Annotated in this window: 23 protein-coding genes; 17 read left to right on the top strand and 6 right to left on the bottom strand. The window is 64.3% G+C overall.

What is annotated here, in order from left to right; genetic code table 11:
* Positions 1-86 precede the first annotated feature (86 nt).
* From ACYU8T_RS02565 to ACYU8T_RS02555, 3 genes are all read right to left on the bottom strand, one after another.
* Positions 87-1,214, bottom strand: a complete 1,128-nt coding sequence (locus ACYU8T_RS02565) for a phage portal protein (RefSeq protein WP_461158420.1) — start codon at positions 1,212-1,214, stop codon at positions 87-89.
* Positions 1,215-1,447: 233 nt separating this feature from the next.
* On the bottom strand, positions 1,448-1,786 hold the full coding sequence (locus ACYU8T_RS02560) for a hypothetical protein (protein WP_097091125.1): 339 nt from the start codon (positions 1,784-1,786) through the stop codon (positions 1,448-1,450).
* A gap of 62 nt (positions 1,787-1,848) precedes the next feature.
* Positions 1,849-3,216, bottom strand: coding sequence for a DNA-packaging protein (locus ACYU8T_RS02555; protein WP_461158419.1), 1,368 nt, complete (start codon positions 3,214-3,216; stop codon positions 1,849-1,851).
* A 69-nt stretch (positions 3,217-3,285) separates the two neighbouring features.
* On the opposite strand from ACYU8T_RS02555, the gene ACYU8T_RS02550 reads away from it, so the two are divergent.
* The gene (locus tag ACYU8T_RS02550; RefSeq protein ID WP_247231920.1) at positions 3,286-3,744 is read left to right on the top strand and encodes an acetyltransferase; all 459 of its coding nucleotides are present in this window, start codon (positions 3,286-3,288) and stop codon (positions 3,742-3,744) included.
* Positions 3,745-3,953: 209 nt separating this feature from the next.
* Here ACYU8T_RS02550 and ACYU8T_RS02545 read toward each other — a convergent pair whose 3' ends face one another.
* Entirely contained in the window at positions 3,954-4,523 is a 570-nt protein-coding gene (locus tag ACYU8T_RS02545; protein ID WP_461158418.1) for a hypothetical protein, read from the bottom strand.
* 252 nt (positions 4,524-4,775) lie between these two features.
* A complete protein-coding gene (locus ACYU8T_RS02540) occupies positions 4,776-5,579 on the bottom strand; it encodes a hypothetical protein (RefSeq protein WP_461159726.1) in 804 nt (267 codons plus the stop codon).
* A 143-nt stretch (positions 5,580-5,722) separates the two neighbouring features.
* On the opposite strand from ACYU8T_RS02540, the gene ACYU8T_RS02535 reads away from it, so the two are divergent.
* From ACYU8T_RS02535 to ACYU8T_RS02515, 5 genes are all read left to right on the top strand, one after another.
* Positions 5,723-6,358 (top strand): YqaA family protein, encoded by a 636-nt coding sequence (locus ACYU8T_RS02535; protein ID WP_097091122.1) that lies wholly within the window; start codon positions 5,723-5,725, stop codon positions 6,356-6,358.
* An 11-nt stretch (positions 6,359-6,369) separates the two neighbouring features.
* Positions 6,370-7,962: an apolipoprotein N-acyltransferase gene (gene lnt / locus ACYU8T_RS02530; RefSeq protein WP_461159725.1), complete on the top strand. Its 1,593-nt coding sequence runs from the start codon at positions 6,370-6,372 to the stop codon at positions 7,960-7,962.
* A 59-nt stretch (positions 7,963-8,021) separates the two neighbouring features.
* The gene (metK, locus tag ACYU8T_RS02525) at positions 8,022-9,227 is read left to right on the top strand and encodes a methionine adenosyltransferase (protein ID WP_461158417.1); all 1,206 of its coding nucleotides are present in this window, start codon (positions 8,022-8,024) and stop codon (positions 9,225-9,227) included.
* A 177-nt stretch (positions 9,228-9,404) separates the two neighbouring features.
* Positions 9,405-10,100, top strand: a complete 696-nt coding sequence (gene trmB, locus ACYU8T_RS02520; protein WP_461158416.1) for a tRNA (guanosine(46)-N7)-methyltransferase TrmB — start codon at positions 9,405-9,407, stop codon at positions 10,098-10,100.
* Positions 10,101-10,231: 131 nt separating this feature from the next.
* A complete protein-coding gene (locus ACYU8T_RS02515; protein WP_196225647.1) occupies positions 10,232-11,473 on the top strand; it encodes a tyrosine-type recombinase/integrase in 1,242 nt (413 codons plus the stop codon).
* A gap of 471 nt (positions 11,474-11,944) precedes the next feature.
* Here ACYU8T_RS02515 and ACYU8T_RS02510 read toward each other — a convergent pair whose 3' ends face one another.
* Complete coding sequence (locus tag ACYU8T_RS02510) at positions 11,945-12,385, bottom strand: SOS response-associated peptidase family protein (RefSeq protein ID WP_460989604.1); 441 nt, start codon at positions 12,383-12,385, stop codon at positions 11,945-11,947.
* A 203-nt stretch (positions 12,386-12,588) separates the two neighbouring features.
* On the opposite strand from ACYU8T_RS02510, the gene ACYU8T_RS02505 reads away from it, so the two are divergent.
* From ACYU8T_RS02505 to ACYU8T_RS02455, 11 genes are all read left to right on the top strand, one after another.
* Positions 12,589-12,834 carry a type II toxin-antitoxin system VapB family antitoxin gene (locus ACYU8T_RS02505; protein WP_196225646.1) on the top strand — a complete coding sequence of 82 codons (246 nt, stop codon included), beginning with the start codon at positions 12,589-12,591 and terminating at the stop codon, positions 12,832-12,834.
* Entirely contained in the window at positions 12,834-13,229 is a 396-nt protein-coding gene (locus ACYU8T_RS02500) for a type II toxin-antitoxin system VapC family toxin (RefSeq protein ID WP_196226474.1), read from the top strand. Before ACYU8T_RS02505 ends, ACYU8T_RS02500 begins: the two co-directional genes overlap by 1 nt.
* Positions 13,230-13,308: 79 nt before the next feature.
* Entirely contained in the window at positions 13,309-13,926 is a 618-nt protein-coding gene (locus ACYU8T_RS02495) for an SOS response-associated peptidase family protein (protein WP_461158415.1), read from the top strand.
* Complete coding sequence (locus tag ACYU8T_RS02490; RefSeq protein ID WP_196225644.1) at positions 13,926-14,348, top strand: DUF1810 domain-containing protein; 423 nt, start codon at positions 13,926-13,928, stop codon at positions 14,346-14,348. Before ACYU8T_RS02495 ends, ACYU8T_RS02490 begins: the two co-directional genes overlap by 1 nt.
* Before the next feature lie 104 nt (positions 14,349-14,452).
* A complete protein-coding gene (locus ACYU8T_RS02485; protein ID WP_461158414.1) occupies positions 14,453-15,229 on the top strand; it encodes an ImuA family protein in 777 nt (258 codons plus the stop codon).
* Positions 15,147-16,325: a Y-family DNA polymerase gene (locus tag ACYU8T_RS02480; protein WP_461158413.1), complete on the top strand. Its 1,179-nt coding sequence runs from the start codon at positions 15,147-15,149 to the stop codon at positions 16,323-16,325. The genes ACYU8T_RS02485 and ACYU8T_RS02480 overlap by 83 nt, the downstream gene beginning before the upstream one ends.
* Entirely contained in the window at positions 16,325-19,000 is a 2,676-nt protein-coding gene (locus ACYU8T_RS02475; protein ID WP_461158412.1) for an error-prone DNA polymerase, read from the top strand. The genes ACYU8T_RS02480 and ACYU8T_RS02475 overlap by 1 nt, the downstream gene beginning before the upstream one ends.
* Before the next feature lie 333 nt (positions 19,001-19,333).
* On the top strand, positions 19,334-19,630 hold the full coding sequence (locus ACYU8T_RS02470; RefSeq protein WP_196225640.1) for a DUF736 domain-containing protein: 297 nt from the start codon (positions 19,334-19,336) through the stop codon (positions 19,628-19,630).
* A gap of 944 nt (positions 19,631-20,574) precedes the next feature.
* Entirely contained in the window at positions 20,575-21,603 is a 1,029-nt protein-coding gene (locus ACYU8T_RS02465; RefSeq protein WP_461159724.1) for an ArdC family protein, read from the top strand.
* On the top strand, positions 21,600-22,016 hold the full coding sequence (locus ACYU8T_RS02460) for a DUF2958 domain-containing protein (RefSeq protein ID WP_461158411.1): 417 nt from the start codon (positions 21,600-21,602) through the stop codon (positions 22,014-22,016). The genes ACYU8T_RS02465 and ACYU8T_RS02460 overlap by 4 nt, the downstream gene beginning before the upstream one ends.
* 93 nt (positions 22,017-22,109) lie before the next feature.
* Positions 22,110-23,909, top strand: a complete 1,800-nt coding sequence (locus ACYU8T_RS02455; protein ID WP_461158410.1) for a ParB/RepB/Spo0J family partition protein — start codon at positions 22,110-22,112, stop codon at positions 23,907-23,909.
* Positions 23,910-24,003 lie beyond the last annotated feature (94 nt).

Genomic DNA, 24,003 nt, shown 5'->3' with positions numbered 1-24,003 from the left:
TCCCTCGCGCAAAGACCCACAGACGCAAAAGGCTGCCAAAGGCAGCCCTCAAAAACCCTCCGCGTCTCCGCGTCTCCGCGTGAACCTCAAATCCCCAGCATCGCCCGCTTCTCATCCGCCGAAAGGAAGTCAGCCGCAGCCACCCGCTCCCACAAAGCCGCCCGCTCATCGGACAGCGCAGGCACCGCATCCAGGTCCACCGCCACGCCCAGCCCGGGCCACCACCCCTGCAACCCCTGCGCCAGCCCGCCGCAGATCTTCGCCACCAACGGCAGGATCGTCTGCCGCCACAGCGCCTTGTTCGCCTCGCGATAATTGGCGTAGGCATTGTCGCCCGGCAGCCCCATCAGCATAGGCGGCACCCCAAAGGCCAGGGCAATCTCCCGCGCCGCCGCAGCCTTCAGGCCCACAAAGTCCATCTCCGCCGGTGTCAGGCTCATGGCCTTCCAATCGAGCCCGCCCTCCAGCAGCATCGGCCGCCCGGCATTGGCCGCGCCGGAAAAGGCGACCTCCATCTCGCGCTTCACCCGCTCGAACTGCTCCGGGCTCATCACCGACCCATCGCCCGGATCATAGACCATCGCGCCCGAAGGCCGCGCCGCATTGTCCAGCAAAGCCTTGTTCCACACCGTCGCCGCATTGTGGATCGCCACCGCCCCAGCAGCCGCGCCTACGCAGCCCAGCCCATAATGATCGTCCAGCGGATGCAGCGCCTTCAGGTGCAGGATCGACGCCCGCCCAGCCCCATCCTCGGGCAGCAGCCGCGTCACGCTGTCCCCCACGCGATAAAGATAGGCCGCAGGCCATCCCCGCGCATCCGCCTCCACGCTCACCCGCTCGGGGCGCAGCGCATAAAGCTCGACCGGCCTGCCATTGGCTCCGGTCATCACCTGCACATAACCATTGCCATGCAGCAGCAAATGGCTCGCCAGCGTCTCCACCAGACTCTGCCCCGCCGAACAGCGCGTCAGCAGCGACAGCACAGGCCCGCGTTCTTCCTCCTCCACCCCGCTCGCCAGCAAAGCCGTGGCCCCCGCCCCTTCCGACACCAGCCGCAGGGCGCGCTGCGCCACCGGATTGCCAAGCACGCCGCTGCGCACCTGCGCCTCATAGGAAGCAGGCCACTCTCCCAAAGCCACCGCGCCCGAACCCCAGGCACGCGCCAACACCGGCCGCGCGCCACCCCGCGCGGCCTTCGCCCCGAAAAATTTCATGAAGACCCCACAAAAACAAAAATCCTCTCCCCTTCAGGGGAGAGGATAGTGAAGCTTGGCGGCGACAGCCGCCTAGCGAAACTTGGAGAGGGGAACGCCCTCACCCAACCTACTATCTTGAGATCGTCACCCCGGGCGTGACCCGGGGTCTCGCTTCCTTGTCCGTATTGCGGAAGAAGAAGCGGGATTCCGGGTCAAGCCCGGGATGACAAAAAGGACTTACGCCCACCAACTCAGGGATTACGCCGCAACACCCGATCGCATTCCGCGTTAGTCCCCTCACTCTTCCCAATAACGCGCCCAGCCACTGCCCCAGCCGCACCGGCGAGCAAGGATTCACCGAGGCTCCCGCCCGCCAAGGCACCCACTCCAGCGCCGCCAGCCGCACCGATCACCGTCCCGCGATCGCGCCCTTTCTTCGCCTGCAGCAGGCAATAGCGCACATCATCCCGGTCACGCGGAGCCGCCCGCGCCACCCGCGCCCGCTCCTTGCTATTGAGCGACGCGGCCATCACCGGCGTCGCAACCAAAGTCGCGCCGGCCGCCACCATCATGATCCTGGCCAATTTCATCAGCCTCACTCCCTCGAAAAACTTGACTTGGGATAATACGCCGCGCCGGTCAGCCGGGTTCCTCAAACCGCCCGCACCCGCGCATCGCCGCGCCGCCCGAGCATCAACTCGGTCAGAGCCCACACCAGCGCATCCGCCCGATCCGGCGACCGCCCCGGTCCGGCATAGCCGCCCCCGGCGATCAGCCCGCACATCTCATCCTCCAATGCCCAGAAGGCTCCGCGATGCCGCACCCTCCCGGCTTCATACAGCGCCGCCACAGGCTCGGCCCGCGCCGCCTTTCCCCGGCTGGCATGAACCAGCCGCACCGGCAGCGCCGCCTCCGCCGCGCGCAGCACGCTCGCCACCATCGCTCCGCCATTATTGGCTTCGGCAACGACCCGGTCCGCGCCATGCAGCGCCGCCGCCTGCGCCACCGCCCGCGCCCAGCTTTCGGGGCTCGCCTTCTCGACGCTCGCATCGGCAATGACATAGGCCCGCCCATCGCCGCCCATCCCGGCCACCACGATCCCGCAAGCATCGCCATGCGCCGAAGCCGGAGGATCGACCCCGATCACCACGCGTGACAGCAACGCCCCGCCATCCCCGCCGCCTGGCACATGCGCGACCCGGCACCGCTCCAGCAGTTCCCGGTTCCACAGCGCCCCCTCGACCTCCTCGATCAGTTCGCCGTCCAGTTCCTGCCGCCCGAGCCGCGTCGCACCATAGCTCTGCTCCATCGCCGCAACGAAGCCCTCGGCCAGGTTGACCACATTGTCCGCCGTCCGCCCGCGCGTCACCGCGACATCCATGCCATCCCGCGCCACCAGCCCGCGCACCAGCGGCACCGGCCGTGGCGTCGTCGTCGCCATCACTTGTGGAGCGCGCCCCAGCCGCATTCCCATCATCATATTGTCCCACGTCGCTTCTCCCTGCGGCCATTTCGCGATCTCGTCCGCCCAGCCATGGCTGAACTGCGGCCCGCGCAGCGATTCCGGGTCCGCCGCGCCAAACAGCAGCGCCATTGCCCCATTGGGCCACACCAGCCGCCGCAGCGCTGGCGAAAAGACCGGCCGGTTCCACCAGGGCGCAATGGACAGCAGTCCCGATGGCCCCTCCACCATCACGCTGCGCGCCTCGCCCAGGGTCGCACCGACCAGCGCGATCCGCGCCGCGCCGTCATTCTCCGCAATACGCCGCACCCATTCCGCCCCGGCCCGCGTCTTGCCAAATCCGCGCCCGGCCATCATCAACCAGATGCGCCAGCTACCCTCGGGCGCCAGCTGCTCGGGCCGGGCCAGCCATTCCCAATCATGTTCCAGCGCCTGCGCCGCCGCGCCGTTCAGCCCCGCCAGCACACGCTCGCGCGCCGCATCGGGCAGGGCCGCCAATCTCTCGAAATCCGACATGCCACCCATCGGCCATTCGCTCCCCTCACCAGTTCCCCTCATCGGCCCAAGTGCCTCAATTTGGCCTTTTTTTGATCATGCGCCTTTTCGCCTGCTCCGCTGCGTCCCTATATGCCGCCCATGATATCGATCCGCCCCGCCCGCGCCGCCGATGGCGCTCGCCTGCTCGACATCTGGCGCTGCGCCGTCGACGCAACCCATGATTTCCTCGATCCCGCCGACCGCCAGGCGATCGATGCGGAAGTGTCCGGCTTTCTGCCGCAATCCCCCGCATGGCTCGCCACCGATGCCGATGACCGCGCGGTCGGATTCATGCTGATCGACGGCACGCACATGGACGCCCTCTTCATCGACCCGGCGTGGCACGGCAAAGGCGTAGGCCGCGCGCTCGTCGATCACGGCCTCGCCCTCCATCCGGCCATGACGACCGACGTCAATGAACAGAATGAAGGCGCCGTCACCTTCTACGAACGCATGGGCTTCGCCCGCACCGGCAGATCGGAGAGGGATGGCCAGGGCAGGCCTTACCCTCTCCTTCACTTGCGCCACGCTCCCGAAGCGGCGCGGTAACCAACCGCCTTTCCCTCTCCCCTTTAGGGGTCGGCCAGAGGCACGTGACTCTGGCCGAGGTGCCGAGCGCAGCGAAGGCGGGAGAGGGGAATGCAAGCTCCACTGCCGCTCCCCTCTCCCCAACCTCGATCAGAGTCACGTGCCTCTCATCGACCCTTGAAGGGGAGAGGGAGAAGGAAAGCCGCCTCGCCTCACCCGCTGCTTCCTCCTCACCCACACCTCTCCCGCACCCTCTCCAGCGCCGCCCGCAACCGCTCGACCGCATCCGCCCCATCCGGCCGGTCCACAGTCTCCGCCGCCAGCTTCTCCCCAACCTCGCGCCGATGCTGCAGCAGCAGCCGCACCCCGACCGCATTGGGATGCCCGCGCTTCACCTTCCGGCTCTTCACCATCCCCTCGCCGTCCAGCACGACCTCTTCCTCTTCCGTACCGAACAGCGCCTGCCGCAGCAGCAGCGCCTCCAGTTCGCCATAGCCGACGCTCAGCGCCTGCGCCCATTCCCGCGCAAAGCCGGGGTCGCGCCGCTTCTGATAATAGGCGCTCAACAGGTTCTTCCCCGCCACCCGCGCCGCCTCGCTCACATTGCAGGTGGCGGCCAGCGTCTCCATGAAGACCTTACGCCGCTCGACGGTCCATCCATCCTTGCGCACTGCCCGCAACTGTGCGCCGCTCCCCGCCGATCCGCGCTGGCTGCGCTGCACCGTCAACGCCCTGTCCGGCGCATCGCTGGCCTTGCCGGAAAAGCGCCGCACCACCTTCGCGCCATTCTGATCCGCCATGTCCTCGCCCTCCGCTTTTCCCAACAGAAAAGGGCCGGTTCCTTTCGGACCAGCCCCTGCCGCGTCACCGTCCCGGCGACTCACAATTCCCAATATCGACATCTCTGTCAGAAGAGCGTCACGATGTCAAGAGAAATGTTCCATATAGGTTCGCCATCCCCCCATATTTTATCCACTCACTCGCCAAATCCCCTACAACCATCATCCATATAGGTTATTACACATCACAATCCTATCAGAACCCCACCGCGCTCACATGCCCGCACCGCCGCCACTGGCGGGCGCGCGGCTATAGTCGATCCTGATGCGCACCCAGCTGCCCACCATCACCTTCCCATTGACGCGCGGCGGCCGCACCAGGAACTGCCACGCCGCCAGCCGCACCGCGCGGGCAAAGCCCGAACCCTGCGGCGATTCTCCCAGCGCCTGGCAATTTTCGACCCGGAAATTCTCCACCGTCTTGCACGCCACCAGCCCCCATCCACCAGCGGGCGCATTGGGCGGCATGTAACCGCCAAGCTCCGCAGGCGTCGGCCGCCGATACCATTCCGCCTCGAACAGCTGGACGCCGCCCGGCCCTTCCCCCGGCCCTGCCGCCACGCGGCTATTCCCCTGGCCAGACGTGCCCGCGCTCTGGCTGTCGTCCTTCTTCGGCATCTTGCCGATATCGGCCGCCGCCATCTGCGCGCTGTCCAGTTGCAGGAACGGCATGTTGGGCTGCACTGGCAACGTCACGATCGGCTTTTCGACCGGTGTTTCGACGGGCTTCTCGACCGGCTTGCGCGGCTCTTCAGGTTTTTCGACCTTCTTCTTCTCCGGCGCCGCCGCTTCTTCCTTTTTCTTCTTCTCGGTCCGCTCCGGGCTCTTCTCCGCTTCAGGTTCAGGCGAAGCGGCCATTTCGAACGTCACGGGATTGCGCGGATCGACCTTCTCGGGATCAAGCGCGGGCGCCAACGTCAGCAGCGCCAGCACCAGCAGCGCGTTCAGCCCCAGCGCAAAGATCAATCCCCCGCCACGCTCGCGCAGTTTCGGCCATGATATGTTGGAGATCGTCACTGAAGTCGGGCCGGGCTGCTGCTGCGGAGAAAAGGGGTGATGCCCAGCCGCTCCCACCACGTCAACGCCTTCACGATGTTGCGACTCCGTAATGGGATGAAAGCGCTGGCGGTCCCCCGCAATCTCCGCTAGGCCCGGCTCCAATGCTCACCAAGCTTTATCAATGGACGCTGGCCAAAGCCGCCCACGCCCATGCCGAACGCTGGCTCTTCGCCATATCCTTCATGGAATCCAGCTTCTTCCCGATCCCCCCGCATCCGCTGCTCGGCCTCATGTGCCTTGCGCGGCCCGAAAGGGCGATCCGCTTCGGCATCATCTGCACCCTCGCGTCGGTGCTGGGTGGCCTGTTCGGCTATGCGATCGGCTATTTCCTCTACGAAGCGGTCGGACAGCAGATCCTCGACGCGCTGGGCCTCGCGGCGAAATTCCCGGTAGCCGCCTGCTATCTGCGCGAATATGGCGCTGAAATCATCCTGGTGAAGGGCGCAACGCCCATCCCGTTCAAGCTGATCACCATCACCTCTGGCTTCATCGGCCTTTCGCTCTTCACCTTCATCTGGGCCAGCATCCTGTCCCGCGCCTTCCAATTCATGCTGGTCGGCTTCCTCTTCTGGAAATTCGGCCGCCCCATAAAGGCATTCATCGAGAAATATCTCGGCCTCCTGTCCGCAGCTTTCCTCGTCCTCGTTGTCGGCGGTTTCATCGCGGCATCGATGCTTTCGGGCGGCGGGGACAAGAGCGACACGTGCAGCAACGCCACCATGGCCACGATCCGCTGACTTTTCGCCCGATGATGCAGCTGCCCGCCCGCTTCCCAAGGCTCACCGCCCTGCTCGCCGGTTTCGTCGCGGCAACCGGATTTGAACCGCTCAAGCTCTGGCCTGTCACCCTCGCCTGCTTCGCGCTGCTCCTGTGGCTGATCGAAAGCGCCCCCACCCGCCGCGCCGCCTTCACGCGCGGCTGGCTGTTCGGCCTCGGCCACTTCACATTGGGCCTCAACTGGATCGCCCACGCCTTCACCTTCCAGGACGCCATGCCACATTGGTTCGGCTATGGCGCGGTGGTCCTCCTGTCCCTCTACCTCGCGGTTTATCCCGGCTTGGCAACGCTCGGGGCATGGTGGTTGTCCCAAATACTCCCCACCCGCCTGCGGGAGGGGCCGGGGGTGGGCCGCGCGCATCGTGCGCGCAACGACATCTCCCTCATCCTCCTCTTCGCCGCCATCTGGCTCATCAGCGAATATCTCCGCGCCCTCGTCTTCACCGGCTTCGCCTGGAACCCGCTCGGCGTCACCCTGCTCCCCACCGGCATCACCATAGCCGCCACCCTGATCGGCACCTACGGCGTCGGAGCCCTCGCGACCCTCGCCGCCGGGGCCATCTTCCTCATCATCAAGCGCCAGTTCGTTCCCGCCGCAGCCATAGCAGCGCCGCTCCTGGCCCTCGCAATCTGGGGCCAACTCACCCAGGCCCCTCCCACCCCCGCCGGCGCTCCGCTGATCCGCGTCGTCCAACCCAACATAGGCCAGGACGAAAAATACTCGCCCGAACTGGAAGAAGCCCACTTCCGCACCCTCGCCGCCCTTTCCGGCCAGCCGCGCCCCGCCCCACGCCTCATCTTCTGGCCCGAAGCCGCCATCCCTGCCTATCTCGACATGGAACCGCAATGGCGCGCGCGTCTTGCCAGCCTGCTCGGGCCCGGCGACCTGCTGATGACCGGCGCTACCAAGGTCTATTTCAAGCAGGTCGAGAAAGACGGCGTCATCACCAATGCGCTCGCGGGAGCCGCCAACAGCCTCTTCATCGTCTCACCCCAGGCGCAGCTGCTCGGCCGCTATGACAAGGCGCATCTCGTCCCCTATGGCGAATATCTCCCCATGCGCGCCCTGCTCCAGCCGATCGGCCTCTCCCGCCTTGTCCCCGGAGACGCTGACTTCTGGCCCGGCCCCGGCCCGCAAAGCCTTACCCTCCCCGCCACGCTTGGCCGCCCGCAGCTCAGCATGGGCGTCCAGATCTGTTACGAGATCATCTTCTCCGGTCAGGTGATCGACGCTAAGAACCGCCCCGCCTTCCTCTTCAATCCTTCCAACGACGCGTGGTTCGGCAGCTGGGGCCCGGTCCAGCATCTCGCGCAAGCCCGCCTCCGCGCGATCGAAGAAGGCATGCCCATCATCCGCTCCACCCCGACGGGCGTGTCCGCCGTCATCGACGCCCGCGGCCATGTCCAGCGCGCACTCGGCCTCCACCGCGCCGGATATCTGGAAGGCGCGCTCCCTCCCGCACTCCCGCCGACGCTGTTCGCGCATCTGGGTAACTGGGCGCCGATCCTGTTCATGGCGCTGCTGGCCGGACTGGCCATTGCCATCCGCAGGGTGAAGGGCTAATAGGGCACATAAACTTTTCTTTATGTCGCCTTTCACGCCAGCTGGCTTACGGGAGTCTCATGCGCAGCAACTATCTCTTCACCTCGGAATCCGTCTCCGAAGGCCATCCCGACAAGGTCGCGGATCAGATTTCCGACGCCATCGTCGATCTGTTCCTGTCCAAGGACCCCGAAGCCCGCATCGCCTGTGAAACGCTGACCACCACGCAGCTGGTCGTGCTGGCTGGCGAAATTCGCTGCAAGGGCGTCTACGAAAATGACCAGTGGGCACCCGGCGCGCAGGAAGAGATTGAGCGTACCGTCCGTGAAACCGTAAAGCGCATCGGCTATGAGCAGGACGGCTTCCACTGGGAAACCCTGCGCTTCGAAAACAACCTCCATGCCCAGTCCGCCCACATCGCGCAGGGCGTCGATGCCGCTGGCAACAAGGATGAAGGCGCCGGCGACCAGGGCATCATGTTCGGCTTCGCCTGCGACGAAACGCCCGACCTCATGCCCGCCACGCTGGACTACAGCCACAAGATCCTGGCGAAGATGGCGCATGACCGCCACTCCGGCCGCGCGCCCTTCCTTGAGCCCGATGCCAAGAGCCAGGTCACGCTGCGTTTCGAAAATGGCAAGCCCGCCGCCGCCACCGCCATCGTCGTGTCGACCCAGCATGCCGCTGGTTACGACCAGGGCGAAAAGGAAGCGGAACTGAAGGACTATGTGAAGGGCGTCGTCGCCGAAGTCCTGCCCGGCGAGCTGCTCTCCGACGAAACCGTCTATCACATCAACCCCACCGGAAGCTTCGAAATCGGCGGCCCGGATGGCGACGCAGGCCTCACCGGCCGCAAGATCATCGTCGACACTTATGGCGGCGCATCGCCCCATGGCGGCGGCGCCTTCTCCGGCAAGGACCCGACCAAGGTTGACCGTTCGGCGGCCTACATCACCCGCTATCTCGCCAAGAACATCGTCGCTGCTGGCCTCGCCCGCCGCTGCACGATCCAGCTCGCCTATGCCATCGGCGTCTCCGAACCGCTGTCGCTCTATGTCGACACCCACGGCACCGGCAGCCTGGACGACGCAAAGATTGAGGAGGCGATCAAGTCGATCAAGGAACTGGGCGGCCTCACCCCGCGCGGCATCCGCACCCATCTCGGCCTCAACAAGCCCATCTACCGCCCCACCGCAGCCTACGGCCATTTCGGCCGCAAGGCAGAAGGCGACTTCTTCCCCTGGGAACGCACCGACCTCGTCGAAAAGCTGAAGGCCGCGCTCTAAGCCTCCCTTCTCATCGCATCAAAAGGCGGCGCGCGGGCAATCCTGCGCGCCGCCTTTTGCTTTTGCCTCATCCCGGCGGATGACGGGATGACGCGCCCTCGACCTCCGTTCGTCCTGAGCCTGTCGAAGGGCGCGCGCCACTTGCCCCGATAGCTCCACCCCGCTAAGCGCCCGCCCATGACCGCGCACAAATCCGGCGACCCCACAACGCTCAACCGCCTCTATGGCCGCCAGTCAGGCCACAAGCTGCGCGCGGGTCAGCAGCAGCTGGTCGACGCCCTGCTCCCCGCCCTCTCCGTCTCCGAAGAGGGCGAAGTCACCGCCGCCAATCTGTTCGGCTATGATCGTCCGCTCCATTTCGAAATCGGCTTTGGCGGCGGCGAGCATCTCGCCTACCGCGCCGACTTGCTGCCCGATCATGGCTTCATCGGCTGCGAACCGTTCCTGAATGGGGTGGTCACCGCGCTCGGCCACATCCGCGAGCAGGGCCTGGGCAACATCCGCGTCCACATGGGCGACGCGCTTCAGGTCCTCGCGCGCATTCCCGATGGCGCACTCAGCTTCGTCTACCTCCTCCATCCCGATCCCTGGCCAAAGGCGCGTCATGCCAAGCGCCGCATGATGAACCCGGGCCCGGTGAAAATGATCGCCCGGAAGCTCAAGCCCGGCGGCGAGTTTCGCTTCGGCACCGACCATCCCGTCTATCTGCGCTGGGCGATGATGGTGATGAACGGCCACCCCGATTTCGACTGGCTGGCCAGCGAGCCCAGGGACTTCCTTACCCGGCCCGGCGGCTGGCCCGAAACCCGCTACGAAGCCAAGGCCCGCCGCCTCGGCCATGAAGTCTGGTATGTGCGCTGGAGACGTAGGTAGATCGTATTATAGCGTTGAAAAAGAAAGGTTTTTTCTGACCTGCCTACGCCAGCCTGGTAGTCTTTTAGCAGTGTTTTCCGCTACGGTGATTACCCGGTGATTACTCGGCACGCTAGGCGGGAGGCCCCAAGTTGGCGAAAGGAAAAATCACAAAGCGGACCATCGATTCGTTGGTGTCCCAAGACTACATCGGCTTTGTATGGGACCTCGATACCAAAGGGTTCGGGGCCAAATTCACCAAATCGGGAGCCATCTCCTACGTCGTCCAATACAGGATGGGCGGTCGTGAGGCTGCTACGCGGCGATATACAATTGGTAGGCACGGATCCCCCTGGACACCGACGACCGCTCGCACTGAAGCAGAGCGCCTCCTGATCCTTGTCGCGCAAGGCCGAGACCCGGTCGAAGCAGACATATTGCGGCGGCGGGAGGCCGTCGATCTCGCCTTTTCCAACTACGCGGATCTCTTCGGCAATTCAGTGAGGGGAGAGGGGTGGACAAAAATGGTCAAGCGCTCCCTCCGACTGCATGTTAAGCCCATACTCAAGAACAAACCGCTGCCGCAGATCACCCGATCCGACATAGCCGCTGTTCTCGACGCCATGCCCGTCAGTCAGATCGCCAAGCGGCGAGATGTCTTCGCAGTGATCAGACGCATGTTTCGCTGGGCCGTCAGCCGAGGCGATCTCGAGCGCAGTCCTACGGAAGGTATGGAGACGCCGCCTCCTGTCACGCCACGGGAGCGCTGGCTCGCCGACGATGAGCTTAAAAGAATCTGGAAGCACGCTCCTACAGCAGATCCCTGTTTCGGTCCGATAGTTCGGCTCCTCATTGTAACCGGCCAACGCCGAGAAGAGGTGTCGAGGATTGCATGGGAGGAGCTCGATCGCGCCGAAAAGCTTTGGACCCTTCCCGGTACACGGACTAAAAATGGCAAGGCGAATACGATCCCCCTGAACGACCTTGCCATCCGCGTCCTTGATGACGTCGCCGGGGGAGCGCAGTGGCCCGGCCATGGAAGGCTCTTTTTGACCTCCAGGGGCGGCTCATTCACCAGCTATCACAAAGGCAAACTGAAGGTGGACAGCGCAATAGCAGCAGAACGCGGGTTCGCCTTGCCCCCTTGGCGTTTGCATGATCTCAGACGCACCCTGGCGACGAACTTCCAACGTCTGGGTGTCCGGTTCGAAGTTACCGAGGCTGTGCTGAATCACGTAGGCTTGGCTCGGTCCGGCGTGGCGGGGATCTATCAACGACACGATTGGCGCGATGAAAAGCGAGCCGCGCTTGAGGCCTGGAACGATCACTTGTCGCAAATAATCGCAGCAGATTCTGATGTCGGGAGCGAAGACTATCTCCGGTTGGTCGCATGATTTCTTGCGTCCTCTGATTCGGAGAGCGGAGGATGTGACCAAGAGGGATCGGGTTTGCAAAGCCAATGGAGAGGTTTGCTGCGGCAGGCCCGATCGGTTACTTTCAGTTCGCTGCTACCTGATTTCCTAATCATGGCATCTGACTGCCGAATCGGGCTCGCTGGACAATTGATGCAGCGCGATCTGGAGTTTTGCCGCCAGCCGTGGCAGTGCGAGGCATGCATTCTCGCTCGATCTGGCTCCTGTTGGCGCTCGTCACTCTTAGCGCCCTCACGCTGTCGATCGCTCGCTTCGGCGGCCACCCGGTTTGGCCGACCGAGGTCCTGGCCTTCGGGTTCCGATGGGCGTTCATTGCAGCCTTTGCGATGTTCGGCCGTGCCGTTTTTCACCGCCGATCACGCTAGCGGATGCTCGGCATAAACTTGACCATCCTGGCTACCGTGACCCGTCGCCGCACGCTCGCTGCCTCGATCAGAGGGCGAGGCTGGTCTGAACCGGTTTCGTCAAAATATCCTCGATTCGGAACATCCGAGCCGGTGGCGTCACGAGCAGTTCTGCCTCGGGACGGGTCAGGTCTAACCACTGCATGACCTGACGCCGCTCGATAATCGCGCCATGGCGAGCCTGATAGCGCATCACCTCAGGATTGGCGTCGACCGTGAGGATACGATAGCTGACCGGCCAGTCACCCATGGGCGGCTCCCAGATCGCAGCCAGGTAGAAGAAATTGCCATCTTCCCTGAAGGCGCGAAATTTCTTCTCGCCATTGCGGATGTGGAATTCGGACGCCGGAACCAGGCAGCGGTTGCTGGCAAAGCGCTTTCCTTCGGCACGGATGAACTCGTAGGATATGCCGTCACTGAACTGCGGATTGGAACCCCACACCGCCTCGATCATCTCGATCTCAGTCACGTCATCGGGGTTTCGCCTGATGATCGCACGCCGGCTTCCCACAGCGGCCGTATCGAATGGATTTGCGTTCGAGTCCATCATAAGAACATACAGAGAACGAAGGTTGACAGCAAGGTACATCGTGACTGGTTCACGTTCCGGCGTCCATGGGTGTTGTTCCACCGATACATATAAAGTATATCCTACCTGTTGGAGGATATCCCATGTCACTTTACGTCAAGGATAATGAAGTGAACCGGATGGCAGAACGCCTCGCCGTGCTGCAGAAAGTGAGCAAGACCGAAGCCGTTCGTCGGGCTTTGCGACACGAGCTCGAGCGCGAGCAACAAATGCCTTCGCTGGTGGAACGCGGATTGGCTTTTGCCCGTTCGCTGCGTGCTGAAGCTGGACCTGCTGCGGGACGAACGGCCGACAAGGAATTTATCGACAGCCTCTACGGTGAACCATGATGTTCGTGGACGCGTCTGCTCTTACAGCAATATTGGCTGACGAAGGCGACGCTCCGGAGCTGTTGGCTCGGCTCCAGAAGGCACGCATCCGTATCACATCCCCTCTCGCCGTCTGGGAGACGGTCCTGGCGGTTTCTCGAATCCTCGACCTGGAGGTTGGTCATGCTCATGAAGCCGTAGAAGAATTTCTGGTCCTATCCGAAATTCAGGTCACAGCGGTGCCGCCAGAGGCCCGGAATCACGCGATCGATGCCTATAATCGCTATGGAAAGTCACGGCATTCGGCTTCGCTCAACTTCGGCGACTGCTTTGCCTATGCCTGTGCCCGGATCGCCGGTGTGCCGCTCCTCTACAAGGGCGACGACTTTCCTCAGACCGACATCGAAACAGCCTAGAGGAGCAAGGCCCGCCATGAGACCAACCCTATCCGTTGGATAGCCGGGCGCAAGAGGCGCAGCTGGTGAGGATCATGCAATGTGCAACGACTACCGCCTTGAGGTCGATATCGCCTCGATCGCCGAGGATTTTGAAAGTCTGCAGATCAAGATCAAAATGCCTGAAGGCACGCCCAATGTGCCCGCGCGCGAGGACATCAAGATCACCGACATGGCGCCCATCCTCCGTTCCGTTGAAGGCGAACGAGGCATCGGCGAACTGGTGAACAGGCGCTGGAGCTGGCCGGGGCCGAGGGGCAAGCCTGTTTATAATTTCCGCAGCGAGGGCCGCGCCTTCAGTTCGCACCGCTGCCTGATCCTGGCCGACGGCTTCTATGAATTCACCGATCCGGCAGACCCGCAACAGAAGCGGCTCGACAAATGGCTGTTCACCATGAGGGATCACCCATGGTTCTGCATCGCGGGCATCTGGCGCGAGAGCGCGGCTTGCGAGGCGTTCACGATGCTGACCATGGATGCAGGCCCCGACGTTGCGCCCTATCATCATCGCCAGATCATCCCGCTCGCCCGCGACCAATGGGCCGACTGGCTTGATCCGACGGTGCCGGCCAATGAGGTGCTCCGCTGGCTGCCGCAGGGGAGCCTGCCCGTCACCCAGGTCTATGGCGCCCCACCCGCTCAGGGCGCGCTCGTTTGATGACAACCGATGCGACCCTCGCGCGCTTCGTCGAGGCGCAGGCTAAAATCTATGATACGGCCCTGGCGGAAATCCGGGCGGGTGCAAAGCGATCACACTGGATGTGGTTCATCTTCCCGCAGCTTCGCGGCCTCGGGCAGAGCCCGACTGCGCATTATTACGGGATTGCCTCGCTCGCCGAAGCCCGTGCCTATCTTGACCATGGCTTGCTCGGCCCCCGCTATCTCGAGTGCGTGACGGCGCTGCAGGCGCTCGGGAACCACGACCCAGTCGGGGTCTTCGGTTCTGTCGACGCCATGAAGCTGCGCTCCTCTTTGACGCTGTTCGAGCGCGCTGGCCCTCAGCCCCTGTTCGCCGAGGCGCTGGACCGCTGGTTCGACGGTGCGCGAGATCCGGCAACGCTGCAGATGCTCAAAGGTTGAGCCGATAAGCCACGCCAAGAGACTGGAGCGGCAGGATTCATCAGCCTTGACGAATCCCGCGCGACAACGGAACATAAAGCGAACATCTGAGTCGATATGTTCCCATGCCCAGCTCCTCTCTTTCTCTCGATCAGCCTCAGGCTGATGCTGTTGCGGCGCTTCGCGCGAGCCTCGGGCAGAGCTGCGCGGGCCAGACCGCTCCGCTGCCTTTCGGATTGCCGGAGATGGATGACCGGCTTGCCGACCAGGGCCTGCATGGCGCGGGCCTGCATGAGATTGCCGCTGCTTCCGCAACGCTGAACGACGATGCCGCCGCCACGCTCTTCGCAGCAGGCATTGCCGCCCGCTTCGCGGCGAGCAAGAAGGCCGAGATCTTCTGGGCACTCAGCCGTTTTGACCTTTATGCTCCCGGTCTTGAACAGGTGGGCCTTGGTCCCGACCGGATTTTCTATGCGCAAGGCCTGAAGGACAGCGCCGTTCTCGCGATGGCGGAGGATGCCCTGCGCGATGGATCGCTGGCCTGCGTCATTGCGGAGGTAAAGGCGGCTGATCAGACCGCAACCCGGCGGCTGCAACTCGCGGCCTCCGACGACAAGACCCCAATACTGCTCTACCGCCGCCATCGGTTGCGCGAGCGCTGCCCCTTGAGCGGGCTCTCTTCGGCGATGACACGCTGGCGGATCGGCTGCCGGCCTTCTGCGCCCCTTCCTCATCCGGGGGTCGGTCGCGCCCGCTGGGCGGTCGAACTGGTCCGCCAGCGCAACGGCAACCCCTTCTCCCTCGAACTGGAAGCGTGCGATGACACGGGTCGCCTCGCTCTACCTGCCGCAACTCGCCATCGAGCGGTTGCGGAGGTTGGAGCGGCCAGCCAGGCCGCTTGAGCACGTCCCGGCCGCGCCCCGTTTCGCGCGGCCGGTCGACGATGATCCAGGTGCATGCTCTGTCCCGCGCGGCGGCGCCTGGCGCCCCGGTGCGCGCTGGGCGCGAGACGGAGCGCTAGGACATAAGCCCCACCAGTCCGACATCGACGCCTTGCCGGCGCATCAACGTCCGTCCATGCGCGAGATGGGCCGCAGGAGTGAAGCGGCCGAGCATCCCTTCAAGGCCATGGCGCGCGGTGAAGGCAGCGGCGGTTCAGCGCCTGCGATAAGCTGGGGGCGCTTGTGGGGCAGGCCCACCGTCCTGATCGCCCGCTCCGGGCAGCGCGACATTGTCACCTCGGCCTGCCCGGTCGCGCTGGATCTTGGTCTACGGCCTGGCATGGCGGCGGCCCACGCTCGCGCGCTGGTGACAGAGCTTGAGGTCCGCGACGCCGAGCCGGATGCCGACCGCGCCTGGCTTGATCGCCTCGCTCTTCATGCGGTGGGGCATTGGACACCGACAGCCAGTGTCTGCGATCCCGATGGTCTCTGGTTGGACTTGACGGGGACCACCCTTCTTTTCGGCGGCGAACAGCGCTTCTGCCACCGGCTGCTGCGCTTTCTGCAGCGGCGGGGCTTCACCGCCAGCATCGCGGTCGCGGGGACGGCGGGCGCCGCTTATGCGCTTGCCCGCCACGGCGGCGCCCCCATCACGCTCTTGCCGCCGGGCGAAGAGACGCAGGCGCTTGCCGATCTGCCGCTTGCCGCACTGCGCCTTGAACCTGAGGCGCTGCACGCAGCCGCCCGCTTTGGTCTCGAGCGGATCGCGGACCTCTATTCCATGCCGCGCGCGCCCCTTGCCCGGCGGCTCGGCATCACGACGGTGCAACGGCTCGACCAGGCGCGTGGCATGGCGGCAGAACCCATAATCCCGGTGGTCACGTTCGAAGCGCCCCGCGTGGAGCGGCGGCTGCTTGAGCCCATCGGTACGGCAGAGGCGATCATCCAGGTGATCGGCGATCTCGTCGATGACCTGGTCATCGCGCTGCAGCAACGCGGACTTGGCCTGCGCACATCCTCTATCATGCCCCCGAGCTCCGGCCGCTGCAGGATGTGATGACGGCGATCCGCGAGAAGAGGACGATCGACGCGCTCGGCTTCAGGCGCGAGCGCTATATGGATCGCAGCCTCAAATCCCCTGAGGAGATGGAACGGCGCTTCGCCGCCTTTCCCGATGCGATCGAGGCGAGCGCGGACATCGCCGGCCAGTGCCGTTTCGATCTAGGGGAGATCCAGTATCAATATCCCTATGAGCAGGTGATGGAGGGCCGCAGTGCGCAGGAGGCGCTCGCCGCGCTGACGCAGGAGGCGGCCGCGCGAATGTTTCCCGATGGGGTGCCGAAAGACTATCGTGACCAGATCACCCATGAGCTGCGGCTAATCGATCAGCTTGGCTACGCACCCTATTTTCTCACCGTCCATGCGATCGTGGCGGAAAGCCGCCGGCGCGGCATTCTCTGCCAGGGCCGCGGCTCGGCCGCGAACAGCTGCGTCTGCTATATGCTTGGCATCACCTCGATCGACCCGATCCAGCATGAGCTGCTGTTCGAGCGCTTCGTCTCGGGGGAGCGCAAGGAGCCACCCGACATTGACGTTGATTTCGAGCATGAACGGCGCGAGGAAATCATTCAGTGGATCTATGAGACCTATGGCCGCACCCGTTCGGCGCTGACGGCGGTGGTGACCCGCTACCGCACACGCGGCGCGGTCGCCGAGGTGGGCAAGGCGCTCGGACTGCCGCGGGACCTCACCAAGATGCTGACCGGCCTTGTCTGGGGCTGGTCGATGGATGGCATCAGCCAGGAGCAGATTGAGAGCCTCAACCTCAATGCCGACGATCATCGGCTGAAACTCACGCTGGAGCTGTCGCGCCAGCTGATCGGCACGCCCCGGCATCTCTCGCAGCACCCCGGCGGGTTTGTGCTGACCCAGGACCGGCTTGACGATCTTGTGCCGATCGAACCGGCGCGGATGGAGGATCGGCAGATCATCGAATGGGACAAGGATGATATCGATGCCCTGAAGTTCATGAAGGTCGACGTGCTGGGCCTTGGCATGCTGGGCTGCATGAACCGCGCCTTCAATCTGCTCGATGAGCATAAGGGGATCAGGATCGGCATGGCCGATCTTCAGGATGACGATCCGGCCGTCTACGCGATGATCCAGCGCGCCGACACGCTCGGCGTCTTCCAGATCGAGAGCCGCGCGCAGATGTCGATGCTGCCGCGGATCAAGCCGAAGGAGTTTTATGACCTGGTTATTGAGGTGGCGATCGTTCGCCCGGGCCCGATCCAGGGCGACATGGTCCACCCCTATCTGCGCCGGCGCGAAGGCAAGGAACAGCCCGAATATCCCAAGGAAGAATTGAAAGCCGTGCTCAAGAAGACGCTGGGCGTGCCGCTCTTCCAGGAGCAGGCGATGAAGGTGGCGATCGTCGGCGCGGGGTTCACGCCTGCCGAGGCCGACCAGCTGCGCCGCGCCATGGCGACGTTCAAGCTGACGGGCGGGGTCAGCCACTTCTACGACAAGCTGGTGAACGGCATGGTGTCGCGCGGCTACCCCAAGGACTTTGCCGAACGCACCTTCAAGCAGATTGAGGGGTTCGGCAGCTATGGGTTCCCCGAAAGCCACGCGGCAAGCTTCGCCAAGATTGCCTATGCCTCTTCCTGGATGAAGCATCATCATCCCGATGTCTTCTGCGCCGCGCTCCTGAACGCACAACCCATGGGCTTCTACGCTCCAGCACAGATCGTGCGCGATGCCCGTCAACATGGCGTTGAGGTGCGGCCGGTCTCGATCAACCACAGCCACTGGGACTGCACGCTGGAACCCGCGCGCGGCCGCTACGGAGCGGTGCGGCTCGGGTTCCGGCAGGTGCGCGGGCTCGCCAATCTGCATGGTGCGGCGATCGTCGCAGCGCGGGGACCAGCGCCGTTTGAGAGCGTTGAGGAGGTCTGGCGCCGTGCACGGGTGCCGCGGGCCGCGATCGAGCGGCTGGCCGAGGCGGACGCCTTTGCCTGTATCGCGCAGGACCGGCGGCAGGGCCTCTGGAAGGTGAAGGGTCTTGGCGAAGCGCCGCTGCCGCTCTTTGCCGCGGCCGATGAGCGGGAGGGGACATTCTCAGCCGAAGGTCAGGAAGCATCGGTCGATCTGCGCCCAATGAGCGAGGGGCGCGAGGTGGTGGAGGATTATCGCTCGCTCCAGCTGTCGTTGCGCGCGCATCCGCTAAGCTTCCTGCGATCGCAGCTCGACGCCATGAACATCGTGCGCTGCGCCGATCTTCAATCCATCCGCGACGGGCGCAATGTCGAGGTCGCAGGCGTGATCCTGGTGCGGCAGCGCCCCGGTTCAGCCAAGGGCGTGCTGTTCGTCACCATCGAGGACGAGACAGGCGCCGCGCAGGGCATTCTCTGGCCAAACAAGTTCGAAATCTACCGGCGTCAGGTCATGTCCGCCTCGATGATCGCGATGCGGGGACGGCTGCAGAAGGAAGGCGAGGTCATCCACATCATCTGCGACCGGATCACCGATCATGACGAGATGCTGCGGTCGGTTGGGCGCATGGATTTCACGGTCGCACCGGGCCGCGGCGATGGCGCCAGCCATGGCGGCGGTCCTGATCCCCGCGATCCTGCATTCCCCAGCGGCCGCACACTCGGATCCCCGCCTCACCTAAATTCATCGTTCGCCCGCGACGACATCTTGCCGGTGCGTAGTCATGACTTTCATTGACCCGCACGCACCAAAATGGTGCCCGATCTGACCGGGCTCCGATCGAGGGCCGCCAAGCACATGTTCCCAAAGCTGCGGAACGGCCCTTCCGACCTCTCCTGGGATGGCTGCCTGGCCGAAGCCGGCTGCGCCTTCGCGGTTGGACTGCAACCCTGCGCTTGCCGCCATTTTCCGCCGCCGGCCTTGCCAGCTTTGCATCGCGAAACAAAATGCCGGCGCTTCGGGTCCTTCGCTGCCGCTGCGGCGCGTCTCGCATGCCGTCACCGCGCCTCCGTCCCTCCCGGCGCCATCGAGGTCGCGAAGGGCGCGGCCTCCCGCAAAAGGAGAATGAACATGGCTATCATCGGTACACTCACCAAGACCCAGGAGGGTTTTGCCGGCACCATCAGGACGCTGACACTCGATATCGGCGTCACCCTCCGTCCGGCAGAGAAGGAAACCGACAAGGCGCCCGACTACCGCTTCTACGCCGGCGATGCTGATGTCGGCGCGGCTTGGCAGAAGGTCTCCGCCGCAGGATCGGAGTATCTATCGTGCAAGTTTGACGATCCAAGCTTCCCCGCTCCGGTCTACGCCTCGCTGGTCCTGCGCGAGGATGGGAAGACCTGCGACCTCATCTGGTCACGATAAGCCGTAGGGGCGCCCCGCAAATCCGGGGCGCCCATTTTGCCTGGAGCATAGGAAGCGAGATGGGGCGCTGCTCTCCGTTCTGAGCCAAATGCCCTGACCATAGAGACTTGCTTCACGCCTCCGGACAGATCATCATATGGACAGCCCGGCGGGTGAGCTTGCCGACGGGTCAGGTCATGCTGACGTTTTAAGCCGCGTCCTCATGGCCGCCCTTCTGCGGACGGCGGCATGTCCTCCGATAGGCAAGGACATGGCCGTTGGTCCGTTGGCCGACGTTTTAACCCGGTTGCTTCACGACCATGGGCGCCCCATGCACGCATGGCGCCTGATCCTGGGGTCAATCGTCAATCCATCGGCTCATCCAGCCGGCCGACAATCCCGATAAGATCGCCACGGCCGCACAGGGCTGGCAAAATTCGCCTAACCGAACGCCTCGGCATGGATGTTTGCAAAGATGCTGCCCAGCACAAGGATGCGAACAGATGCCCACCGACCTTCCTAGGTGACATTCCACCAACCCCCTCGTGGCCGCAGCGTCCTCTTTTGAGGTCCAATCCATAAATAGCGTCACTCCGGCGCCTCCTTCCGACCGTGCTCTAGGGCTTCGCCCCCAAGCCCCTCCGGGTCTTGGCCTGCGGTTACGATCACTTGCGCGACGCCCCGTCCTGTGGACCGGGCTTATTCATGGTCGCCGCGGCGCTTGCCGCGACGGCGTGATGGTGAGGCCTCTCCCGAGACGCGGGAGCGGGCGTCGCTCCCGGATAGTCCCGCCGCGGCCTGCGGCAACCCCGGCGCTACGCTTGGGGTGCTCCATGTGCATTGCGCCCCTGCCGGTGCCGCTGGCCGCTCCAGCGGGCCTTCCCGTCCGCTCATCGCCGCCCACCCCCGCTTTCCGGGGAGGCCTTGCGGCTTTTGGGCAGGCTTGGAGGACAGGCATGAACCAGATGATCAACGGAAAGGCCCGTTCCGCTCCCGGAGCGAGGAAGGAACGCAAGTTGCGGGCAGCAGATGGTGAAGGCACCAACCGCAAAGGCCTCTACGAGGAGGTCACAGCCAAAATCATATCGCAGCTGGAAGAGGGCCGCCTGCCATGGGTTCAGCCATGGGACAGCACCGCCTGCGCTGGACCCGCGCTGCCCCGCAACGCCATCACCGGCCGCCCCTATTCGGGCATCAATATTCTCATGCTCTGGGGCGCGGTCATCACGAACGGCTGGCCCTCGCAGGGCTGGCTCACATATGGCCAAGCGTTGCAGGCAGGCGGCAATGTTCGCAAGGGCGAACAGGGGACGATGGTGGTCTATGCCGACCGGTTCGTGACCGACGAGGAGAAGGCGCGGGTCGCTGCGGAAGGTGGGCAAGCCAGGACCATGGCTTTCCTCAAGCGCTTCACCCTGTTCAATGTAGCGCAATGCGAGGGGCTTGATCCCGACCTTGCGCGCGATCCCCTTCCCCTCCGGGAACGTGAGATCATCCCGGTTGCCGAGGAGGTGATCGCCGCCAGCGGCGTTGAATTCCGGATCGGCGGCGACGCAGCCTATTATGTTCCGTCAGCAGACTTTGTGCAGGTGCCGCCGCAACCGGCTTTCTACGAGCAGGTCGATTATTACCGCACTTGTCTGCACGAACTGATTCACGCGACAGGCCATCCCAAGCGCTTGGCCCGGACGTTCGGGAGGAGCTTCGGGACCAAGGACTATGCCCGCGAGGAACTGGTCGCGGAAATGGGATCGGCTTTCCTGTGCGCGGCGCTTGGCATCGTTCCGACCGTGCGTCATGCGGACTATATCGGATCATGGCTGGAGGCGTTGCGTGGCGACATGAGCGACGATCCCGCCGTGCGCGGCAGCACCGGCCCGCGTGGACGCGCCATCTTCCGGGCAGCCCGACACGCAAGCCAAGCCGCTGAATGGCTGCTCGCGCAGCATCGAGAGGCTGGACAAGCCGTTTGCGACGGGAGGCTGGCCGCATGATCTTCCTCACCCCCGAACTGCGCGCCGCGCTGTCAGCCAATTTCACGGCCAGCATGGAGGGTCAGCATGATGACCGGCTTCATGATCCCGTCCCGGTCGTCAAATTCTTCAACCCCGTTGGCGCAGGAACTTGGCTGGCGACGGAACTGTATGAGGACGGCGACACCCTCTTCGGCCTCGCCGACCTTGGCTTTGGGTGCCCGGAACTGGGCTGCTTCTCGCTGATGGAAATCGAGGCGATCCGTCTGCCTTTTGGCCTTCGCATCGAACGGGACCTGGGCTTTGCCGCGGCCTTCCCCCTGTCCGCATGGGCGCAGACCGCCCGGCGCACAGGCTCGATCATCCAAGCCGAAACTTTCCTGAACCGGGCATCCTCCCGCTTCCACAAGCTTCCGCCCTCGCACGGCGGCTGACGCGGCGGCCGTTTGCCGTCTTTTCGAAGAAAGCCGGTTCCGTCTGGCAGTCCAACGCATAACGGAACCGGCACTCCATCAGGAGCCAGACCGATGAAACTCGACTTTATCGACCTTTGCAATATCGATGTGTGTGTCATGAACATGCGGCACAGCCGCAGGGACCCGGACGTCTCCGATCTCCTGCCAACGGTCCGCAAGCGCGGCGTCATCGTCCCCGTGATCCTCCGGCCCGGCAGCGAAGAAGGCCGCTTCGAAATCGTTGCAGGAAGGCGGCGCGTGCAAGCAGCGCGACTCGCGTGCCAGGAGGAGGGTGCCGACCCCGAGCTCGCCCGCCTGCCGGCCGCCATCATGGCGGCAGGAGACGATGCCGCAGCGCTCGAAGCCTCGCTGATCGAAAATCTCGCCCGCCTCGACCCTGACGAAGTGTCGCGCTGGGAGAGCTTTGTGCGGCTGGTGAAGCAGGGGCGGACGCTCGAGGATCTTTCGTCCACATTCGGTCTACCTGAACTGACGGTGCGGCGCATCCTTGCGCTCGGCAACCTGCTGCCCCGCATCCGCGAACTCTATCGGCGCGACGACATAGACGCCACGACCGTGCGCCATCTGACACTCGCGACCAAGAGCCAGCAGAGGGCATGGCTCGCGCTACTCGATGATCCTGATTGTCACGCCCCTGTCGGACATCAGTTGAAAGGATGGCTGTTCGGCGGTCAGGCCATTCCGGTTCGTCACGCCCTTTTCGACCTGGCCGCTTTCCCGGGTACGATCCTTGGCGACCTGTTTGGTGAGGACCGCTATTTCGCTGACGCGGACCTGTTCTGGACCGAGCAGAATAGGGTGATCGAGACGCGCAGGGAGCGCTATCTTGACGCGGGATGGAGCGATGCTGTCATCGTTCCGCCGACCGAGCATTTCCACCAGTGGGAATATGAGAAGACCAGCAAGCGGGGCGGCGGGCGCGTCTATATCGTGGTGCGATCCAATGGCGAAGTTGCCTTTCATGAGGGCTATCTGAGCCGGAAGGCAGCGGGTCGCGCTCGGCGGAATAGCGGTAGTGGCGCGACCGAAGGAAAGGTTGCCCGCCCCGAACTGACCTCGGCCATCGGTGACTATGTCAATCTTCACCGCCATGCCGCCGTGCGCGCCGCTCTGATCGGGCATGGGCACGTCGCGCTGCGCCTGATGGCGGCGCATGCCATCGCGGGCTCCCGTCTTTTCAGGGTGTCCCCCGAACCGCAGACGGCGCGCAGCGACGCGCTGCGCGAAAGCGTCGAAACCTCGGTCGGCGGGACGGTTTTCGACAGCGAGCGCCGATCCGTGCTTGGCCTGCTCGGCTTTTGCGCCGATGATCCATCCGTGATCGGCGGGTCTTTCGAGGCGACGCAAGACGATCAGGAGAATGGCGTCGCGCGCGACCCGCTGTCCGCGGTTTTTGCTCGCCTGCTGACCCTGTCCGATAAGGATGTCCTGCGCGTTGTCACAATCGTCATGGGCGAAGCGCTCGCCAGCGGCAGCCCCGTGATAGAAGCGCTCGGCCTCCACATGCAGGTCGACATGGCAAACTGGTGGGAAGCCGATACGGTCTTTCTTGAGCTTGTCCGCGATCGCGAAGTGCTGGGCGCGTTGCTGGACGATGTGGGTGGAAGCGCGGTGGCTGTCGCAAACGCGGGTGAGAAGACGAAAGTCCTGCGGACGCTCGTCCAGGATCATCTCGGGGGTGCCAACGGGCGGGACAAGAAGGATCGCTGGGTGCCCCTGTGGATGCAGTTCCCACCCAGCGCCTATACCGGGCGCGGCGGCGTTCCGACCGTTGACGCCCATGCGCTCATCCGTGCGGATCAGGCGCGTGGCGCTGACGGGACAACGCCAATCCTTCCCTTGGCGGCGTGAGGGAGCCGGGAGGCGGCTTCACGCCGCCTCCCTTTTCCTTGGCTCCAAAAAAATAGGCCGTCGCCGGCGGCGACGGCATTCTTCTGAGAAAGTG

It is taken from the genome of Sphingobium sp. TomMM35A, assembly GCF_054771735.1.
This window is presented reverse-complemented; position numbering and strand designations above follow the sequence as displayed.

What these genes read in the sequence shown, in the direction of transcription:
- ACYU8T_RS02550 (WP_247231920.1), top strand. Translation starts at nt 3,286, where the DNA reads ATGCCGCCCATGATATCGATCCGCCCCGCCCGCGCCGCCGATGGCGCT.
- ACYU8T_RS02460 (WP_461158411.1), top strand. Translation starts at nt 21,600, where the DNA reads ATGATCTTCCTCACCCCCGAACTGCGCGCCGCGCTGTCAGCCAATTTC.
- ACYU8T_RS02535 (WP_097091122.1), top strand. Translation starts at nt 5,723, where the DNA reads ATGCTCACCAAGCTTTATCAATGGACGCTGGCCAAAGCCGCCCACGCC.
- ACYU8T_RS02545 (WP_461158418.1), bottom strand. Translation starts at nt 4,523, where the DNA reads ATGGCGGATCAGAATGGCGCGAAGGTGGTGCGGCGCTTTTCCGGCAAG.
- ACYU8T_RS02480 (WP_461158413.1), top strand. Translation starts at nt 15,147, where the DNA reads ATGACACGGGTCGCCTCGCTCTACCTGCCGCAACTCGCCATCGAGCGG.
- ACYU8T_RS02470 (WP_196225640.1), top strand. Translation starts at nt 19,334, where the DNA reads ATGGCTATCATCGGTACACTCACCAAGACCCAGGAGGGTTTTGCCGGC.
- ACYU8T_RS02455 (WP_461158410.1), top strand. Translation starts at nt 22,110, where the DNA reads ATGAAACTCGACTTTATCGACCTTTGCAATATCGATGTGTGTGTCATG.
- ACYU8T_RS02500 (WP_196226474.1), top strand. Translation starts at nt 12,834, where the DNA reads ATGTTCGTGGACGCGTCTGCTCTTACAGCAATATTGGCTGACGAAGGC.
- ACYU8T_RS02485 (WP_461158414.1), top strand. Translation starts at nt 14,453, where the DNA reads ATGCCCAGCTCCTCTCTTTCTCTCGATCAGCCTCAGGCTGATGCTGTT.
- ACYU8T_RS02565 (WP_461158420.1), bottom strand. Translation starts at nt 1,214, where the DNA reads ATGAAATTTTTCGGGGCGAAGGCCGCGCGGGGTGGCGCGCGGCCGGTG.
- ACYU8T_RS02475 (WP_461158412.1), top strand. Translation starts at nt 16,325, where the DNA reads ATGACGGCGATCCGCGAGAAGAGGACGATCGACGCGCTCGGCTTCAGG.
- lnt (WP_461159725.1), top strand. Translation starts at nt 6,370, where the DNA reads ATGATGCAGCTGCCCGCCCGCTTCCCAAGGCTCACCGCCCTGCTCGCC.
- ACYU8T_RS02490 (WP_196225644.1), top strand. Translation starts at nt 13,926, where the DNA reads ATGACAACCGATGCGACCCTCGCGCGCTTCGTCGAGGCGCAGGCTAAA.
- metK (WP_461158417.1), top strand. Translation starts at nt 8,022, where the DNA reads ATGCGCAGCAACTATCTCTTCACCTCGGAATCCGTCTCCGAAGGCCAT.
- ACYU8T_RS02555 (WP_461158419.1), bottom strand. Translation starts at nt 3,216, where the DNA reads ATGAGGGGAACTGGTGAGGGGAGCGAATGGCCGATGGGTGGCATGTCG.
- ACYU8T_RS02495 (WP_461158415.1), top strand. Translation starts at nt 13,309, where the DNA reads ATGTGCAACGACTACCGCCTTGAGGTCGATATCGCCTCGATCGCCGAG.
- ACYU8T_RS02560 (WP_097091125.1), bottom strand. Translation starts at nt 1,786, where the DNA reads ATGAAATTGGCCAGGATCATGATGGTGGCGGCCGGCGCGACTTTGGTT.
- trmB (WP_461158416.1), top strand. Translation starts at nt 9,405, where the DNA reads ATGACCGCGCACAAATCCGGCGACCCCACAACGCTCAACCGCCTCTAT.
- ACYU8T_RS02465 (WP_461159724.1), top strand. Translation starts at nt 20,575, where the DNA reads ATGATCAACGGAAAGGCCCGTTCCGCTCCCGGAGCGAGGAAGGAACGC.
- ACYU8T_RS02505 (WP_196225646.1), top strand. Translation starts at nt 12,589, where the DNA reads ATGTCACTTTACGTCAAGGATAATGAAGTGAACCGGATGGCAGAACGC.